Source organism: Streptococcus infantis (assembly GCF_047463175.1).
In the GTDB taxonomy this organism is placed as follows: Bacteria; Bacillota; Bacilli; order Lactobacillales; family Streptococcaceae; genus Streptococcus; species Streptococcus infantis_AC.
Map to the genome: position 1 here is coordinate 106,886 of NZ_JASHEJ010000001.1, position 18,276 is coordinate 125,161.

The window sequence follows — 18,276 nt, forward strand, 5'->3', positions numbered from 1 at the left end:
AATAAAAGAACCCGTGATATTTTTATCACGGGTTTTCTGATTAACGAACTACTTTTGATAAGGAATTTCGAGACTAGACTGAGGTAGATCCACAGTTAATTGATAGTCTGTATTATCACGTATAGTTATTTCAAAATCAGTTGTATAAAGAACGAGACGGGCCGTATCGCCTTCTTTTAGTTTGTAAATTGTTGGTTGGAGTTCAAATTGGAATTCCATCCATTCATCTGGTTTAACTTCTTCAATTTTTAATAAATCATGACGATTTTGGAAGTTGAGGTAGCCTTTGGTGATAACACGTTGGGCATTTGGGCTAAATGGTAGTTCGCAAAGGTTTTCCAGCATATGGTAACGACCATTATCAATAGTACGAGCAGCCAAGACTCCAGGATAAGGTTGAAGGTATTTCTTTTGACCAAGTTCGAGAAGTTGAGCAGAAAGTAAGCCTTTGTTGGTACTTGACTTGAGACGAAGGTTTAGTTTAACACGACCATTGATATGAAGATTTTCAGTCACAGGAAGATCAATGGTAATCTGATTCACCTTACCTTGATAAAGTTCATTGTTAAATGTTTGGTAAGTCTTTCCAAATCGTTCGAAGTCAGAATCTTGGTAATGATTTTCAATGACAGCTTCCTCGGTACCTAAAGAGAAAGTTTTATGGTCAGTTTGATTTCCAAAATCTTCAAGTGACAGCCAAGTTTGAGGAGCAGTATTGTCTTGCCACACGACACTTGGAAGTTGGTAGTTAGTGCTTTGACCCAATAATTTCTGTGTCAAAAGGGCATTCATGGATTCACGGAAATCAATAGACTGCCAGTTGTTCATATAAACATGGGCGCCGTTATGGTAAAAGAGATGTTTTTTAATATTGCTTGGAAGAGCATTGAACATTTGATAGACATGAAGTGGTTTGACATTCCAGTCTTGTGAACCGTGGGTAAAGACAACTTCAGCCTTAACCTTTTTAGCATTAAGAAGGTAGTTTCTGTCATGCCAAAATTGGTTATAATCGCCCGTTTTACGGTCTAGATTTTTCTTGAGTTCTTCTATGGAAGCTTTATGAGCCTCGTTTCCACGAATAAAGTCACCAGCTAAGAGATTGCGAGAATAAGTTAACTCATCTAATGAATCGAAGTCCTCCCCTGGATAGCCGCCTGGGCTTGTCACTAGACCATTTTCACGGTAGTAGTTGTACCAAGAAGAAATACCAGCTTCTGCAATAATAACATCTAAACCATCAACTCCTGTAGTAGCAAGACCGTTAGACATTGTTCCTAGGTAAGAAAGTCCTGTAGTTGCCACTTTACCATTTGACCAATCTGCTTTAACTTGACGTTTACGACTATGATCTGTAAAGGCACGACAACGACCATTTAGCCAATCGATAACATTCTTATAAGCTTCAACTTGACGGTAATCTCCGTTGGTCATCTGACCTTGAGAATCCCTGGTACCAATACCTGATACGTAGATATTGGCAAATCCTCTTGGAAGGAAGTAGTCGTTAAGTGTGTAGCTACTATTGGTATGAGTGAGTTTTTCTTCAGCTTCAGCAACAAGTTCTGCATCCCCAACAGATTCAACCAAGTCCAGGGGTGGATTTTCTAACGTAATTTCATGTGGTTCCTTGACTTCTAGTTCAACTTCCATCTTATAGAGAGCCTTATCGCTTGCTTTGTCATTGGTTCCTTGATGGTATGGACTTGCTGTCATGACAGCTGGAATCTTTCCATTGTATGCTGGACGAATGATATTTACCTTGATGAGGTCAGGTAGACCATCTTTATCAGAATCAACACGAGTCTCTACATAAACTACTTCACGAATGACATTATTAGTATTGAAGGTTGCTAAACTCTTGCCATTGAAGTAGTGATAATTATTGTCCTCAAGAATAAGACCATCACTAACTAACTGATCGATAAGGGTGTTCCCTTTTTTAGTGCGTGTATTTAAAAGCTGGTAGAGATTGTCGATTAAATCTCCGTAAACGATCGGAAACGCTGTTTCTTTGTGAAAAGCAAGAGCATCTTCAAAGTCTACTAAGTAACTGAATCCAAGCAATTGAAAGGCAACAGTGTAGAAAATTTCTGCTGTCAATTCACGGTCCGAATTGAAGAAAGTGAGTAAATCTGTTTCTTTATCAACTGCTAAAGTAGTGAGGGGATAATCCGTATTTGTGTAATTAAAAAAACAATTCCTAACAAAAGCTTCAAACTGTTCTTTATGTGAAGCTGAAAGATCAAGCTTGAATCCAAGCTCAGATAATTCCTGTAAAGCTTGTTGGTTTGTAACAGGATAATAACTAAATTGATTAAAACGCATGGATATCTCCTTTTAAAGAATCATTCAAGAGTCATTATATCAAAAAATCATAGAAAATAACAGAAAGAGTAGAGTATGTCTGATAGTCAGGTATGATAAGAGAGTAGATACTAAAACATGGACAATTTTCATTTTTTGAGTATCCTATAAGGATATGCTATACTAGATATATGTTAGATTTGGAGAAATATGGCGTGTCCATGTGGGAAGAGGAGAAAATTCTGTCTTTCCGTCAAAAACTTTTAGCCTGGTATGATGAAAATAAGCGGGATTTACCTTGGAGAAGGAGCAAGAATCCCTATCATATCTGGGTGTCTGAAATCATGTTGCAACAGACCAGAGTCGATACCGTCATTCCCTATTATGAACGTTTTCTAGAATGGTTTCCGACTGTAGAGAGTTTAGCAAATGCATCTGGAGAACGCTTATTAAAGGCTTGGGAAGGTCTTGGATATTATTCGCGTGTTCGCAATATGCAGACTGCTGCTCAGCAGATTATGAATGAATTTAATGGAGAATTTCCTTCAACTTACGAAGGTATTTCAAGCTTGAAAGGGATAGGTCCCTATACAGCCGGAGCTATTTCAAGTATTGCCTTTAATCTAGCACAGCCTGCAGTTGATGGGAATGTCATGCGTGTTTTGGCTCGTTTATTTGAAGTCAATCACGACATTGGTAATCCAAGTAATCGCAAGATATTTCAAACCATGATGGAAATTTTGATTGATCCAGAACGTCCAGGTGATTTCAATCAAGCCTTGATGGATTTGGGTTCAGATATTGAGGCACCCGTTAATCCGAGGCCAGAAGATAGTCCAGTTAAAGATTTTAGTGCTGCCTATCAAAATGGAACAATGGATCGCTATCCCATTAAAGCGCCAAAGAAAAAGCCAGTTCCCGTCTATCTTAATGCTTTAGTTGTTCAAAATGCTAAAGGACAGTTTTTACTAGAAAAAAATGAAAGTGAAAAGTTACTAGCTGGATTTTGGCATTTTCCCTTGATTGAGGTAGATGAATTTTCAAAAAATGAAGAACTAAATCTCTTTAATCAGGTAGCTGAACCATCTATTCAACTTGGGCCATCACCGCAAGAAAGTTTTAAGCAGGATTATGATTTAGAAGTTGAGTGGCAGGATAGTCATTTCGAAGAAGTCAAACATATCTTTAGCCATCGAAAGTGGCATGTACGAATCCTATCCGGGCAAGTAGTTGATAGCAAAGAATATTGTGATAAAGAGGTAGTTTGGTTAACTCCTGAAGAGTTTGAACTATATCCACTAGCAAAACCTCAACAAAAAATTTGGCAAGCATATTTAAAAAGATAGGATAATACCAGTCTTTCGTGTCTTCTTTGCATTTTTTTGGTATAATTGATATAAGGAAAAAGGTGACTATATGAAAAAAATATTGATTGTAGATGATGAAAAACCAATCTCAGATATTATTAAGTTTAATATGACCAAGGAAGGTTATGAGGTTGTTACAGCCTTTAATGGACGCGAAGCGATCGAATTGTTTGAAGCTGAGAAACCAGATATTATTATCTTGGATTTGATGCTTCCAGAAATTGATGGTCTTGAAGTGGCTAAAACAATTCGCAAGACAAGTAGTGTTCCAATTATCATGCTTTCAGCAAAAGATAGTGAATTTGACAAGGTTATTGGTCTTGAACTTGGTGCGGATGATTATGTGACTAAGCCATTTTCAAACCGTGAACTACAAGCGCGTGTTAAGGCTCTTCTTCGTCGTACGGAGTTAGTTGCAGTTGACAACCAAGAAGAAGAAGATACTAAATTGCAAAGTCTTCAAATTAGGGATTTAGAGATTCTTCCAGATGCTTATGTAGCCAAAAAATATGGAGAAGAATTGGACTTAACTCACAGAGAGTTTGAGTTGTTGCATCACTTAGCTTCTCATCTTGGTCAAGTTATTACCCGTGAACATCTCCTTGAGACTGTTTGGGGTTATGATTATTTTGGTGATGTTCGTACTGTCGATGTTACCATTAGACGTCTACGTGAGAAGATTGAAGACACACCAAGTAGACCTGAATATATCTTAACTCGTCGTGGTGTGGGTTATTATATGAGAAATAATGATTGATATAATTAAACAAACAATTTTAACCAGAGATTTCGTCTTTGTACTCATATTAATTGGTTTTATTATGCTCGTTAGCTTTCTCTTGCTTGAAGGCCGTAGGGATAATATTCGACTCAAACAGTTAAATCAAAAGATTAAAGATTTAATTGCTGGTGATTATTCTCAGGTATTAGATATGCAGGGGAATACTGAAATCACTAACATTACGAATAACTTAAATGATTTGTCTGAAGTTATTCGTCTAACTCAAGAAAACCTTGAGCAGGAAAGTAAAAGATTGCATAGTATCCTGTCATACATGACTGATGGGGTTCTTGCAACCAATCGTCGTGGTCAAATCACTATGATTAACGATATGGCCAAAAGACAACTTGGAGTTGAAAGTGATGACGCGCTCAATCAAAACATTTTAGAGTTGCTCAAGATTGAAGATGAGTACGAGCTTAGAGACTTAATTACGCAAAGTCCTGAAATGATGATTTATTCCCAAAATGTAAATGGGGAGTATATTAGTTTGCGTGTGCGTTTTGCCTTGATTCGTAGAGAATCAGGCTTTATCTCTGGTTTGGTAGCAGTTCTACATGATACGACTGAACAAGAGAAGGAAGAGCGCGAGAGAAGACTATTCGTATCAAACGTTAGTCATGAATTGAGAACTCCGTTGACCAGTGTAAAATCTTACCTAGAGGCCTTGGATGAGGGTGCATTATATGAACCTGTTGCTCCTGATTTTATCAAAGTATCTTTAGATGAGACCAACCGTATGATGCGAATGGTAACGGACCTCTTGCATCTATCGCGTATTGATAATGCAACTAGCCATTTAGATGTTGAATTGATTAACTTTACAGCTTTCATTACGTTTATCCTAAACCGTTTTGATAAGATGCGAGCCCAGGAGCAAGAAAAAAAATACGAGTTGGTTCGAGATTATCCGATTACATCGGTCTGGATTGAAATTGATACAGACAAGATGACTCAGGTAATCGATAATATTCTTAACAATGCCATCAAGTATTCGCCTGATGGTGGGAAAATTACGGTTAGCATGAAAACCACTGATGACCAGATGATTTTATCTATTTCGGACCAAGGACTTGGGATTCCTAAAGAAGATTTACCGAAGATTTTTGACCGTTTCTACAGGGTTGATAAGGCTAGAAGTCGTGCCCAAGGTGGGACTGGTTTAGGTCTTGCTATAGCAAAAGAAATCATCAAACAACACAATGGTTTTATCTGGGCCAAGAGTGAATATGGCAAGGGTTCAACCTTTACCATTGTTCTTCCTTATGATAATGATGCTGTAAAAGAAGAAGTATGGGAGGATGAAGTAGAAGACTAGAATGAGTGAAACAGGCTTTAAATATAGTATTTTAGCATCGGGTTCTAGTGGAAATTCCTTCTATCTAGAAACCCCCAAGAAAAAGATTTTAGTGGATGCCGGTTTATCTGGTAAAAAAATTACAAGCTTATTAGGTGAAATCAATCGTAAACCAGAAGATTTGGATGCTATTTTGATTACGCATGAGCATGCTGACCATATACATGGTGTTGGAGTTTTAGCTCGTAAGTATGGCGTGGATCTTTACGCCAATGAAAAGACCTGGCAAGCTATGGAAAATAGTAAGTATCTAGGTAAAGTTGACTCTTCACAAAAGCATATCTTTGAAATGGGAAAAACTAAAACATTTGGAGATATCGACATTGAGAGTTTTGGAGTTAGCCATGATGCAGTTGCTCCCCAATTCTATCGTTTTATGAAGGATGACAAGAGCTTTGTTATGCTGACGGATACAGGCTATGTTAGTGACCGTATGGCTGGCATTGTCGAGAATGCAGATGGTTACTTGATTGAGTCTAATCATGATGTGGAAATCCTGAGAGCAGGATCTTATGCTTGGCGACTCAAGCAACGCATCCTGTCTGACCTTGGCCACCTCTCAAATGAAGATGGAGCAGACGCCATGATTCGCACACTAGGTAATCGTACCAAGAAGATTTACCTAGGACATCTATCTAAAGAGAATAATATCAAGGAGCTAGCCCACATGACCATGGTCAATCAGTTAGCTCAAGCAGATCTAGGAGTAGGAGTAGACTTTCAAGTTTACGATACATCTCCAGACACTGCAACACCACTAACAGACATATAAAAAAGAAGGCAGACGCCTTCTTTTTTATATATTTTTACAATCCAGCAAATTCTTTGATTTCTTGAGCTGACATAGAAGAATCACAACGGACCTTAATCTCACCATTTTCAACATGAACAAAACCTGGTACAGTTGGGATTTCGTAACGTGATCGGAAGTCTTGCAATGCATCTAGTTGACTTGGTTCTTCACTATTGATGAAATAGATGTGTGCTTTTGTTTCAGCTACCACACCAGCCAAAGTGCCAGCAAATTTACGGCAGTAAGGGCAAGTCTTGCGTCCAACAAAGAAAGTCGCTGTTTCTTTTTTGTCGATGGCTTCTTGTGCACGCGCAACAGTTGTCACTTCAAGATCTTTAATGTTTTCTAAAAATTGTTCCATGAGTTTTCCTCGCTTTCTTTTAAATCTAGTATGCCATAAAATTTTTAAAAATGCTTAGATTTGATACGAAAAAAGATGAGATTGGTTGATCTCATCTTTTAATTGTTTATTTTACAAAGGCATTGATTTCAGCTTCGATATTAGCAATCTTAGCTTGTGAATCTTCGTTGCTTTCTCCAACAACGGCAATGTAGAACTTGATTTTTGGTTCAGTACCGGAAGGACGAACTGCAATCCATGAACCATCAGCAAGTGTGTATTTCAAGACATCACTTGGAGGAGTAGTCAAGGCTGTTACAGTACCGTCAGCAGCAGTGGATGTTCGTGCTTTAAAGTCTTCTACGACAGTGATTTCTGTTGCGTTCCATTCTTTTGGAGCATTGTTACGGAATTTCGCCATGATCGCTTTGATTTGTTCAGCACCATCGACACCTGAAAGGGTAACAGAGATTGTCTTTTCTGCGTAGTAGCCGTACTCTTTGTAGATTTCCTCGATACCGTCAGCAAGTGTCAAACCACGTGAACGGTAGTAAGCAGCAAGTTCAGCAACGACAAGGACGGCTTGGATAGCATCTTTATCACGTACGAATGGCTTAATCAAGTAACCGAAGCTTTCTTCAAATCCCATCATGTAAGTATGATTATGTTTTTCTTCGAATTCTTGGATTTTTTCAGCGATAAATTTGAACCCAGTCAAGACGTTGAACATAGTTGCGCCGTAGCTTTCAGCAATCTTCGTTACCAAGTCAGTTGATACGATAGATTTACATAGGGCTGCATTTTCAGGAAGAGTTCCAGCATTTTTATGAGCTTCCAATATGTATTTAGCCATGATAGCACCGATTTGGTTACCTGATAGGTTGAGGTAGCTACCATCTTTTTGAAGAACTTCAACACCAACACGGTCAGCGTCAGGGTCAGTTGCCACAAGAACATCAGCGCCTACTTGGCGACCAAGTTCTTCAGCAAGGGCAAAGGCTGCTTGACTTTCTGGGTTTGGAGATTTAACAGTTGAGAAGTCTGGGTCTGGAGTTGCTTGAGCTTCCACGACTTGTACAGAGTCAAATCCTGCTTGAGCAAGAGCACGACGAGCCAACATTTCACCAGTACCATGAAGTGGTGTGTAGACAATCTTCATGTCTTTACCGAATTCTTCAATCAAGGCTGGGTTGATGTTTACGTCCTTCACCTCTTTGAGGTACTCAACATCGACAGCTTCACCGATGACCTCAATCAAACCAGATGCTTTTTCAGCTTCCACATCCGCAACTTCTACAGCGAAAGGATTGTCGATAGCACGGATGTAGGTAGTCAAAGCGTCTGCATCGTGTGGAGGCATTTGACCACCGTCTTCACCATATACCTTGTATCCGTTGAACGGAGCAGGGTTGTGGCTGGCAGTAATCATGATACCTGCGAAACAATTGAGGTGACGAACAGCAAATGAAAGTTCTGGAGTTGGACGGAGACTTTCAAAAACATACGATTTAATACCGTGTTTAGCAAGAACTGCTGCTGATTCAAAGGCAAATTCTGGAGAGAAGTGACGGCTATCATAAGCGATGGCAACACCACGTTCTTTTTCGTTTCCACCTTTTGATTCAATCAAACGAGCCAAACCTTCAGTTGCTTGGCGAACAACGTAGATATTAATGCGGTTTGTACCAGCACCAATCAATCCGCGCATACCAGCAGTACCGAATTCAAGGTTTGTGTAAAAGGCATCTTCTTTGGTTTTTTCATCCATGTTTTCCAAATCACGACGAAGGTAATCTGGTAGGTCAGCGAAATCAGCCCATTTTTGGAAGTTTTCTTGATAAGTCATAGTGCAACTCCTTATTTCTATAATTAATCGCTTAAATTATACCACGATTTGAAGTTTTAGTAAAACGTTAGCATGAGTTTCTGAAAAAGTTATGAAATGTACCTAAACCACAAGTCTTGAACGGCTTATCGAAACATGCTATACTAACTGTATGATTATTTTACAAGCTAATAAAATTGAACGCTCTTTTGCAGGAGAAGTTTTATTTGATAATATCAATCTCCAAGTAGATGAAAGAGATCGTATTGCTCTCGTTGGGAAAAATGGAGCAGGTAAGTCGACGCTATTAAAGATATTAGTCGGGGAAGAAGAGCCAACTTCAGGTGAGATTAATAAGAAAAAAGATATTTCCCTTTCTTACTTAGCACAGGATAGTCGATTTGAATCCCAAAATACTATCTATGACGAGATGCTTCACGTCTTTGACGACTTACGTACTACTGAAAGACAACTTCGCCAAATGGAACTGGAGATGGGGGAAAAGACAGGTGCAGATCTCGATAAGCTCATGTCAGACTACGATCGTCTATCTGAAGAATTCCGTCAAGCTGGAGGATTTACCTATGAAGCTGATATTCGCGCCATTTTAAATGGTTTTAAGTTTGATGAGTCTATGTGGCAGATGAAAATTGCCGAGCTTTCTGGAGGTCAAAATACAAGACTAGCCCTAGCCAAAATGCTCCTTGAAAAGCCAAATCTCTTGGTTTTGGACGAGCCAACTAACCACTTGGATATTGAGACCATTGCCTGGCTAGAAAATTACCTAGTAAACTACAGTGGTGCCCTCATTATTGTCAGTCATGACCGTTATTTCCTCGATAAGGTAGCAACTATAACGCTCGACTTAACAAAACATTCTTTAGATAGATACGTTGGAAATTACTCCAGCTTTGTTGAGCAGAAAGAGCAGAAGTTACTGACTGAAGCTAAGAACTACGAAAAGCAACAGAAGGAAATTGCTGCTTTAGAAGACTTTGTTAACCGAAATCTCGTTCGAGCATCGACAACCAAACGTGCCCAATCTCGACGTAAACAACTGGAAAAGATGGAGCGTTTAGATAAGCCTGAAGCTGGGAATAAATCATCCAATATGACCTTTCACTCTGATAAAACATCTGGTAATATTGTGCTGACAGTTGAGAATGCTGCTATTGGATATGATGGAGAAATATTATCAGAGCCTATCAACCTCGACCTTCGTAAGATGAATGCCGTAGCAGTTGTAGGTCCGAATGGGATTGGAAAGACAACCTTTATCAAGTCTATTGTTGATCAGATCCCTTTTATAAAGGGTGAGAAGCGTTTCGGTGCAAATGTTGAAGTTGGCTACTATGACCAAACTCAAAGTAAGTTGACATCAAGCAATACAGTTTTAGATGAACTTTGGAATGATTTTATATTGACCCCAGAAATGGAAATCCGAAATCGTTTAGGCGCCTTCCTTTTCTCAGGTGACGATGTTAAGAAATCTGTAGGGATGTTATCGGGTGGAGAGAAAGCTCGCTTGCTACTGGCGAAGTTGTCTATGGAAAATAATAACTTCCTAATACTTGACGAGCCGACCAACCATTTGGATATTGATAGTAAGGAAGTTCTGGAAAATGCCTTGATTGACTTTGATGGAACTCTTCTATTTGTCAGCCATGACCGTTATTTTATCAATCGTGTAGCTACACATGTTCTGGAATTGTCCGAAAATGGTTCGACCGTCTATTTGGGTGATTATGACTATTATGTTGAAAAAAAAGCAGAGTTGGCAGCAAGTCGGGAGGAAGAAGCGAGAGCTTATAGCCAAGAAAAAGAGTCTTCTCCAGTTAATGACTACCAAGCTCAAAAGGAAAGTCAAAAAGAACTTCGTAAGTTAATGAGACAAATTGAAAGTCTTGAGACAGAAATCGAAGAGCTGGAAACTCAGTCCCAAGCCATTTCTGAACAAATGCATACAACCAATGATGCGGATGAACTCATGCAATTGCAGGCAGAACTCGATAAGATTAGTCAGCGCCAGGAAGAAGCTATGCTTGAGTGGGAAGAATTGTCGGAAAAAGTTTAATAATAAAAAAGCAACGTCAACCGTTGCTTTTTCCTTTATATCTATCCACCCTGAGGGAATCGAACCCCCATCTCAAGAACCGGAATCTTACGTGATATCCATTACACTAAGGGTGGAAACTCTCATCATTATATCAAAAATAGGAGTTTTACTCAAGACTAAAACCAATGTAAAAAGAGGAAGAAAAAAAGATTTAGACAATATCTAAATCCTTTTACATTTTTATTTTTTTTCAAGAAGTGCTTTGATTTCTTGAAGAACTTCCAATTCAGTTGGACCTGCTGGAGCTTCTTCAACAACTTCTTCTTTCTTACAAAGGTTTTGAGCTTTTTCAATAGCTTTAATCATGAAGAAGAGAACAGTACCAATTACAACGAAGTTGATAACAGCGCTCAAGAATTTACCATATGTAACACCATTCCAAGCAAGCTCCGCAATGTTTTGTACATTTGCAGCTTCCAAGGCTGGGTTCAATAGAAGTGGAGTGATGATATCATTAACAAATGAATTGATGATAGCACCAAAAGCAGTCGCGATGATCACACCGACAGCAAGGTCAACGACGTTGCCACGGAGCAAAAAATCTTTAAGTTCCTTTAACATAATATTTTCCTTTCAAAATTTATCAAATTTTTACAGAGACATTATATCGTAAATTTATGTTGAATGCAAGAAAAGTGATTATTTCTTTTTAAATACAAAAAGCTTACTAAAAACGTAGTTGAGAACAACCATCGTAACCTGTGCAATAAAGATTTCAACTGTATTAATTGTATTAATATCATTTCCAACAAAGTAACCAATGATCTGAGGGAAGCTTGTCACAAAAATAAAAGTTAGTAGAAGATCCAATAAAAAGGTTATAAGTCTTGCAGAGGTAAATTTAATTAATCGGTTAAACCAGTTTTTTCTTTCTTGCTTAAATACAAATGTGTCATTTGTAAAGAAAGCAAATAGGATTCCAGTAATATTTCCCAAGGCAGTCGCAACTAATTCTTGATGAGTAAGATAAAAGATGACGATGCGGACAAATATTGATACTACGGTAGTCGCAACTCCGAAAAATAGATAGGATAAAATCTCGTTATCAAAGAATTTTTTTATATATTTTTTCATAAGATTAGTATAGCATAAAGCTGATAAATGTGCTATACTTGTAAAGTTGACTTGCTCAACCCTTGGTGCTTAGCTTCTTTCACCAAGCATATTAAACGCGGTGGAGCCGCTAAAGGAGAAAACATGAAAAAACTTACTGTCCGCGATTTAGCAGATATTGCCATTGTCGCAGCAATTTATGTCGTTTTGACTATTACACCACCACTCAATGCCATCAGTTATGGCGCCTATCAGTTCCGTATTTCTGAAATGATGAACTTCCTAGCTTTTTACAATCCTAAGTACATTATTGGTGTTACTCTTGGATGTATGATTGCTAATTTTTTTAGTTTTGGACTCATTGATGTCGCTGTAGGTGGAGGATCAACTCTTGTCTTCCTAAGCTTAGGAGTTTGGTTGTTCAGTAAATATAGTAAAGACTATCTTTTTAATGGATTAATTCGAAAAGATCATTTCTTCTTTTCAATTCTATTTTCAATTTCAATGATCACTATCGCTGCTGAATTGAACATTGTAGCAGAAGCACCATTCTTCTTTACATGGTTCACTACTGGTATCGGAGAATTCGCTTCACTAATTGTTGGTGCAATTATCATTGGTAAAATTGGTCAACGTATTGATTTGACTAGATAAGATTATTCATTTTAAATATAAAGAATAGAGCTGGACTTTGTTCAGTTTTTTTCTTTGTCCATGAACCTAGAAGCTCAACAAAAGTGGTATAATAAGGTAGAAAAGGCGGTTTAATTATGATAGATTATTTTTTGATTGGGATAAAATTGATGATGAAAAGCTCGGTTTTGACTTTTGCTATTTACTTTATTTCCTTCCTTCTTTTACTGATTTTATGGCGTCGTTATGTCATTGTGCGTCAAAGTGGTGGAAACTTTTTTGCCCCGTTTCATATTGCTAAGGGAAGATTTTATATCCATAATGCTTATGTTTTTAGAAAGCGCATTATACCACTGAATAATATTAAAAAGATTGAGGTCCATTTTATTCCAAGTGTTAAATTGAATGGAGCTAGATATTTTTTGACTATCGAACAAAAGAGCGGAAAATCTCTAGCCTTTTTCTTTGGCAAATCAAAAGAGAATGATCAACTAGTCAATAACTTAAAGAATGAAACAAAAAAGTACAATATCAGGATCCGTATTTTAGAATCATAGATTTTAATTTTTTTTAAAATTTCAGAAAGCCTTTCCATAAAGTTGATTTTATGTTATAATATTCACAAATAAAAGTTTTAGGAGTTTTTATGGTCTCATCAGAATTTATTTCAAAAATCGAATTTGCTTGTAAGAAAAAGGAAAGTCTTTACAGTCAAAGTAAATTCAAATATGCAATTCGTTCAATGTTTGCAGGTGCTTTCCTTACCTTCAGTACAGCAGCAGGAGCTGTAGGTGCTGATTTGATCAATAAGATTGCACCAGGTAGTGGACGCTTCCTTTTCCCGTTTGTTTTTGCTTGGGGATTAGCTTATATTGTTTTCTTGAATGCTGAATTGGTAACGTCAAACATGATGTTCTTAACAGCGGGTAGTTTTTTGAAAAAAATTAGCTGGAGTAAAACAGCTGAAATTCTTCTATATTGTACCTTCTTTAACTTAATTGGTGCGCTTATCGCTGGTTGGGGATTTGCTCATTCAGCAGCCTACGCAAATCTTACACATGATAGCTTTATTTCTGGCGTTGTAGAAATGAAGTTAGCACGTTCGAATGAATTAGTATTGCTAGAAGGTATTCTAGCTAATATCTTTGTAAACATCGCCATTCTTTCATTTGTTTTAGTTAAGGATGGTGGAGCAAAACTTTGGTTGGTTCTATCAGCCATTTATATGTTTGTATTCTTAACAAATGAGCACATCGCCGCAAACTTTGCTTCATTTGCGATTGTGAAGTTCAGTGTTGCTGCTGATTCAATTGCAAACTTCGGTATTGGAAATATTCTTCGTCACTGGGGTGTAACCTTTATTGGTAACTTCATCGGTGGTGGTCTTCTGATTGGATTGCCTTACGCTTTCTTAAACAAGAACGAAGATACATACGTAGATTAAAAGTTGGATTGATTCCAACTTTTTCTTTTTGTTTATCCATGCTATAATGAATGTAGAATAGTATGATATAGAGGAAAATCATGAACGAAATTAAATGTCCAAATTGTGGGGAAGTTTTTACAGTAAATGAAAGTCAATATGCAGAGTTAATTTCTCAAGTTCGAACTGTAGAGTTTGACAAGGAATTGCATGAGAGATTGGAGCAAGAGTTGACATTGGTTGAGCAAAAAGCCTTAAATGAACAACAGTCAAAACTGTCTCAAAAAGACCAAGAAATAGCCCAGCTTCAAAGTCAAATTAACAACTTTAATACCGAAAAAGAATTAGCTAAGAAAGAAGTTGAGCAAAGTGCGAGTCAAAGCTTGCTAGAGAAAGAAAAAGAAGTCCAAGCACTGGAGAATCAATTGACTACCTTGCGCTTAGAGCATGAAAACCAGCTGCAAAAGACTTTATCTGATCTAGAGAAAGAACGGGATCAGATCAAAAATCAGCTCTTACTACAAGAAAAGGAAAATGAACTTTCCCTAGCTTCTGTCAAACAAAACTATGAGGCCCAGCTTAAGGCGGCTAATGAGCAGGTTGAGTTCTATAAGAATTTCAAGGCCCAACAATCAACCAAGGCAATCGGAGAAAGTCTGGAGCAGTATGCTGAGAGTGAGTTTAATAAGGTTCGCAGCTTTGCCTTTCCCAATGCTTACTTTGAAAAAGACAACAAGGTCTCTGCTCGTGGTTCTAAAGGCGACTTTATCTTCCGTGACTTTGATGAAAATGGGCTAGAATTCATTTCCATCATGTTTGAGATGAAAAATGAAGCTGATGGGACTGAAAAGAAGCATAAGAATGCGGACTTTTACAAGGAATTGGACAAGGACCGACGTGAGAAAAACTGTGAGTATGCTGTTTTGGTAAGTATGCTTGAAGCAGATAACGACTACTTCAACACCGGAATTGTTGACGTTAGTCATGAGTATGAGAAGATGTATGTGGTTCGTCCTCAGTTCTTTATCCAGTTGATTGGTCTCTTACGTAATGCAGCTCTCAACTCTCTTAAATACAAGCAGGAATTAGCACTGATTCGTGAGCAAAATATTGATATCACTCACTTTGAGGAAGATTTGGACGCTTTCAAGGTTGCCTTTGCCAAGAACTACAATTCTGCTTCTGTCAACTTTGGCAAGGCCATTGATGAAATTGACAAGGCCATCAAACGCATGGAAGAGGTCAAGAAATTCCTTACCACATCCGAGAACCAACTCCGCCTTGCAAACAATAAGTTGGACGATGTTTCCGTTAAAAAATTGACTCGTAAAAATCCGACCATGAAGGCTAAGTTTGATGCGCTGAAGGGGGAGTGACCTTGACTATCAAAAAGACTCTAAAATTTATGGATGTATATATTGCCTATTTACCATTGGTTGTTTTTTTGCTCAATTTTTTATACGGCTTTTTGAACTTAGAAGGCTCAACAGTTTCTAACGAAAGATCTAGATATGACTTGCTTTTTGGTGTAGTTGGGCTTCTTCCAACTATTTTTGGCTATATTTTTAGCTTTCTTGCCAATCTTATTGTAGGTATAACTTATGTGATAAAGGCAAAAAATCGAACGAAGTGTCTGATTGCATTCCTATTGATTGGCAATGTTTTTTTAGCATTATTTCTCATGTTTTTATTAAAGTTTAAGATGATAGTTTCCTTTGACTTTATAAAAGATCTGGATCTTTGGAGTTTCATTTTTTCTTTATTATTATTTCCGTATATAGATTGGATTTATCAAAATGATGAGTACGATCAAAAAGTGAGTAGAATGATACTCATTATAATTTTAGCGGGAATTTTTTCTCCATTTCTAGGTAGTGAAATTCAAACTTACTTGAGAAATAATGCCAAAGTACAACAATTACATGAGTTTTATCATTCTAGGGGTTTGAACTACGAGTTAACACTTAAGTCTACCTACTATGATAGTAATATTTCCGATGTTGGTGTTTTTGATGTTGTCGATAATGGAGTTACCATAAGAGTGGGTGCTAAGTACACGCGTCAAAAATTAAAATATGTTACTTTCATTGATCAAGACTACGGCCTAAAGGAATTTATAAAAAATGCTGTTACAAGTGATGAAGCTCAAATAGTTCTAAAAGATTTTAGGTCAGTAGTGGAAGATGCTATTAAAAAGAAAGGTTATGATTTATCTGTATTTGATGATGAAGATCAGCCATTAGCTAGTCCAGGTTTTCAAATATCACGTTCATTTAGAATCACTTCTTTTATTAAAGAAAAAGCAGTTCAAAATCAAAACTCATCTAGTCCAGAAAAACAAGCATTTGGAGGATATGCAGCAATTTCTCTTAAAGATTATATGAAAGAGGGAGCCCTTCGTTTATGTTTAAGACTTAGTGAAAGTGACAAATTAAAGTTAGAAGACATTGATTTTTCAAGACTTTCCGATGGACACTACAAGATCAATAATGACTATTTTATCGTTAACAACGGAATGTATACAATAGTTGAAGATGAAGGTGATTTTGAAAATTTTTTACTTAGAGAATCTAGTAAACAATTTTATTTGGAGGATTTTTATAAAATTGAAAAGCTTGATTAAATTATTAGCAAATAAAGATGTAAAATTTCTTTATAATATTTGTATTCGATTATCTTCATATTTAGTAGTCGTTGCAGTTTATATGGCCATTTTGGGTTTGTTTTTATTGTTTAAACAAAATATTATTGCAGTACGTTATCTGTTGTTTTTGTCGGTATTATTTATAGTTATTGGCATCTTTTTAAGTTTATTGACTTGGGAAGTTTTACTATATTGGAAAGTGGTTTTGATTGATTTTAAGAAATATCAATCTTACTTTGTATACAATGTTAGTCATTCCAATAAGTTTAATAAGAAATTTAATGAAGTAAGTTTTGAATTAATCACAGGAGAATTATCTTACCTCAGAGGAGATTTTTTATTATCACTTAGTCAATATTCAAATATCAATCTTTCTAATGTTTCTAAAAAAAATAGAAAAATATTTGAATTGAAGAAATTATATTATGAATTTCTATCTTCTATCCATCTTCAAGATGAGCAAAATATTCCTTTCTTTGAGGAACAGTTGTCCAAGGCGCCAGATTCGAAAGGTGGTAAGGTTAAATTCGTTGCTCAAGCCCAAGCCATAAAAGATATTGTGTTCAATCAAGAAGTGAACGACTACTTCGATACCACTGAACCAGAAAATAATCTAGCTCGAATCATGTTTTCTTATTACGGCGCTCTCAATGCCCAATTAAAAGGAGATGAAGCTTTTACTCGCAGTTTGTTTGAAAGCATCGCCCATGAAAATCCAGAACTCTTTTATGTTCAGGAAGCGCAGAAATATTTAGGATCAGAGGAATAAGAGAGTAACATATGAAATTAGTAAAAAAAATAGTCAGTTCAGCGACGGAGGATGTCTTACTTAAAATAGAGACTATTAGTCAAATTAGCTCAATTATTACACTTGTTTTGGATGTGTTGGCTGTGTTTTTAATTTTCCAAAGTGATACGAAAAAGTGGGGAGTAATATTATTATTAGTAGTAGTACTACTTGCTAGTCTAGTTTTATACTTACGTTTTGTCCTAAACAAGGTTATTTATCTAATGTTAAACGATGCTATTAATCTTAAGCTCTATGTGGACATGTTCAGAGTTCAATCAGAAAAATCTATTAAGCCTTTTAGGGCAACATATCGTGAGTATTACCAATTTATCCAAGGTCAAGTAGCTTATCTAAAAGGAGATTTTCAAGTTGCCAAGGAAAATATGTCCAAGTATAATTTGAAAAAAATTTGGGGCAGATTAAGAGACTATACATTTTTAATATCAACCTATGAACTATTAAAAGTTTCCATCCATCTTCAAGATGCGCGAGACATTGCTTTCTTTGAGGAACAATTGTCCAAGGCACCAGATTCGAAAGGTGGGAAGGCCAAACTCGTTGCTCAAACTCAAGCTATAAAAGATATTGTGTTCAATCAAGAAGTGAATGACTACTTCGACACTGCCGAACCAGAAAATAATCTAGCTCGAATCATGTTTTCTTATTACGGAGCTCTCAATGCTCAGCTAAAAGGAGATGAAGCTCGTGCTCGTAGTTTGTTTGAAAGCATCGCCCATGAAAATCCTGAACTCTTTTATGTTCAGGAAGCGAAGAAATATTTAGGAAGCAATAATGTTTCCTAGTACCTTTCGTTTAAATTAAGTAAAAGAGAGTAACCAGGTCAAAC

17 protein-coding genes, 1 tRNA gene and 1 riboswitch are annotated in these 18,276 nt (G+C 36.9%); of the genes, 12 read left to right on the forward strand and 6 right to left on the reverse strand.

Annotated elements, in window-relative coordinates; translation table 11 throughout:
- Positions 1–48: 48 nt before the first annotated feature.
- Positions 49–2,328, reverse strand: coding sequence for a Xaa-Pro dipeptidyl-peptidase (locus QM859_RS00545; RefSeq protein WP_414261720.1), 2,280 nt, complete (start codon positions 2,326–2,328; stop codon positions 49–51).
- A 170-nt stretch (positions 2,329–2,498) separates the two neighbouring features.
- Between QM859_RS00545 and mutY the strand changes: the two genes are divergently transcribed.
- The 4 genes from mutY to QM859_RS00565 all read left to right on the forward strand — a co-directional run bounded on the left by mutY (position 2,499) and on the right by QM859_RS00565 (position 6,584).
- Complete coding sequence (gene mutY / locus QM859_RS00550) at positions 2,499–3,653, forward strand: A/G-specific adenine glycosylase (protein ID WP_414261721.1); 1,155 nt, start codon at positions 2,499–2,501, stop codon at positions 3,651–3,653.
- Between the two features lie 70 nt (positions 3,654–3,723).
- Entirely contained in the window at positions 3,724–4,431 is a 708-nt protein-coding gene (gene yycF / locus QM859_RS00555; protein ID WP_414261722.1) for a response regulator YycF, read from the forward strand.
- The gene (vicK, locus tag QM859_RS00560) at positions 4,424–5,773 is read left to right on the forward strand and encodes a cell wall metabolism sensor histidine kinase VicK (RefSeq protein ID WP_414261723.1); all 1,350 of its coding nucleotides are present in this window, start codon (positions 4,424–4,426) and stop codon (positions 5,771–5,773) included. Before yycF ends, vicK begins: the two co-directional genes overlap by 8 nt.
- 1 nt (position 5,774) lies before the next feature.
- Positions 5,775–6,584: an MBL fold metallo-hydrolase gene (locus QM859_RS00565; RefSeq protein ID WP_414261724.1), complete on the forward strand. Its 810-nt coding sequence runs from the start codon at positions 5,775–5,777 to the stop codon at positions 6,582–6,584.
- 34 nt (positions 6,585–6,618) lie between these two features.
- Here QM859_RS00565 and QM859_RS00570 read toward each other — a convergent pair whose 3' ends face one another.
- Together QM859_RS00570 and QM859_RS00575 are read right to left on the reverse strand one after the other, a co-directional pair.
- Positions 6,619–6,966, reverse strand: a complete 348-nt coding sequence (locus QM859_RS00570; protein WP_268720826.1) for a thioredoxin domain-containing protein — start codon at positions 6,964–6,966, stop codon at positions 6,619–6,621.
- A 106-nt stretch (positions 6,967–7,072) separates the two neighbouring features.
- A complete protein-coding gene (locus QM859_RS00575; RefSeq protein WP_414261725.1) occupies positions 7,073–8,791 on the reverse strand; it encodes a phospho-sugar mutase in 1,719 nt (572 codons plus the stop codon).
- Positions 8,792–8,942: 151 nt separating this feature from the next.
- Here QM859_RS00575 and QM859_RS00580 point away from each other — a divergent pair, with 151 nt between their 5' ends.
- Positions 8,943–10,844 carry an ABC-F family ATP-binding cassette domain-containing protein gene (locus QM859_RS00580; RefSeq protein WP_414261726.1) on the forward strand — a complete coding sequence of 634 codons (1,902 nt, stop codon included), beginning with the start codon at positions 8,943–8,945 and terminating at the stop codon, positions 10,842–10,844.
- A 44-nt stretch (positions 10,845–10,888) separates the two neighbouring features.
- On the opposite strand, the gene QM859_RS00585 is transcribed toward QM859_RS00580, so the two are convergent.
- The 3 genes from QM859_RS00585 to QM859_RS00595 form a co-directional block, all read right to left on the reverse strand.
- Positions 10,889–10,960, reverse strand: a tRNA-Arg gene (locus QM859_RS00585).
- A gap of 106 nt (positions 10,961–11,066) precedes the next feature.
- On the reverse strand, positions 11,067–11,447 hold the full coding sequence (gene mscL, locus QM859_RS00590) for a large conductance mechanosensitive channel protein MscL (RefSeq protein ID WP_414261727.1): 381 nt from the start codon (positions 11,445–11,447) through the stop codon (positions 11,067–11,069).
- 78 nt (positions 11,448–11,525) lie between these two features.
- Positions 11,526–11,960 (reverse strand): GtrA family protein, encoded by a 435-nt coding sequence (locus QM859_RS00595; RefSeq protein WP_414261728.1) that lies wholly within the window; start codon positions 11,958–11,960, stop codon positions 11,526–11,528.
- A 28-nt stretch (positions 11,961–11,988) separates the two neighbouring features.
- Positions 11,989–12,086, forward strand: a riboswitch (PreQ1 riboswitch).
- On the opposite strand from QM859_RS00595, the gene QM859_RS00600 reads away from it, so the two are divergent.
- The 7 genes from QM859_RS00600 to QM859_RS00630 all read left to right on the forward strand — a co-directional run bounded on the left by QM859_RS00600 (position 12,084) and on the right by QM859_RS00630 (position 18,232).
- Positions 12,084–12,593 (forward strand): QueT transporter family protein, encoded by a 510-nt coding sequence (locus tag QM859_RS00600; protein ID WP_004252705.1) that lies wholly within the window; start codon positions 12,084–12,086, stop codon positions 12,591–12,593. It overlaps the preceding riboswitch by 3 nt.
- 116 nt (positions 12,594–12,709) lie before the next feature.
- A complete protein-coding gene (locus tag QM859_RS00605) occupies positions 12,710–13,129 on the forward strand; it encodes a hypothetical protein (RefSeq protein ID WP_414261730.1) in 420 nt (139 codons plus the stop codon).
- Positions 13,130–13,218: 89 nt separating this feature from the next.
- Entirely contained in the window at positions 13,219–14,016 is a 798-nt protein-coding gene (locus tag QM859_RS00610; RefSeq protein WP_414261731.1) for a formate/nitrite transporter family protein, read from the forward strand.
- A gap of 80 nt (positions 14,017–14,096) precedes the next feature.
- Positions 14,097–15,371 (forward strand): DUF2130 domain-containing protein, encoded by a 1,275-nt coding sequence (locus tag QM859_RS00615; RefSeq protein ID WP_414261733.1) that lies wholly within the window; start codon positions 14,097–14,099, stop codon positions 15,369–15,371.
- Complete coding sequence (locus QM859_RS00620) at positions 15,368–16,618, forward strand: glutamyl-tRNA amidotransferase (RefSeq protein ID WP_414261735.1); 1,251 nt, start codon at positions 15,368–15,370, stop codon at positions 16,616–16,618. The genes QM859_RS00615 and QM859_RS00620 overlap by 4 nt, the downstream gene beginning before the upstream one ends.
- Positions 16,611–17,408, forward strand: a complete 798-nt coding sequence (locus QM859_RS00625) for a hypothetical protein (protein ID WP_414262181.1) — start codon at positions 16,611–16,613, stop codon at positions 17,406–17,408. Before QM859_RS00620 ends, QM859_RS00625 begins: the two co-directional genes overlap by 8 nt.
- An 11-nt stretch (positions 17,409–17,419) precedes the next feature.
- The gene (locus QM859_RS00630; protein WP_414261736.1) at positions 17,420–18,232 is read left to right on the forward strand and encodes a hypothetical protein; all 813 of its coding nucleotides are present in this window, start codon (positions 17,420–17,422) and stop codon (positions 18,230–18,232) included.
- The last annotated feature ends 44 nt before the right edge of the window (positions 18,233–18,276 follow it).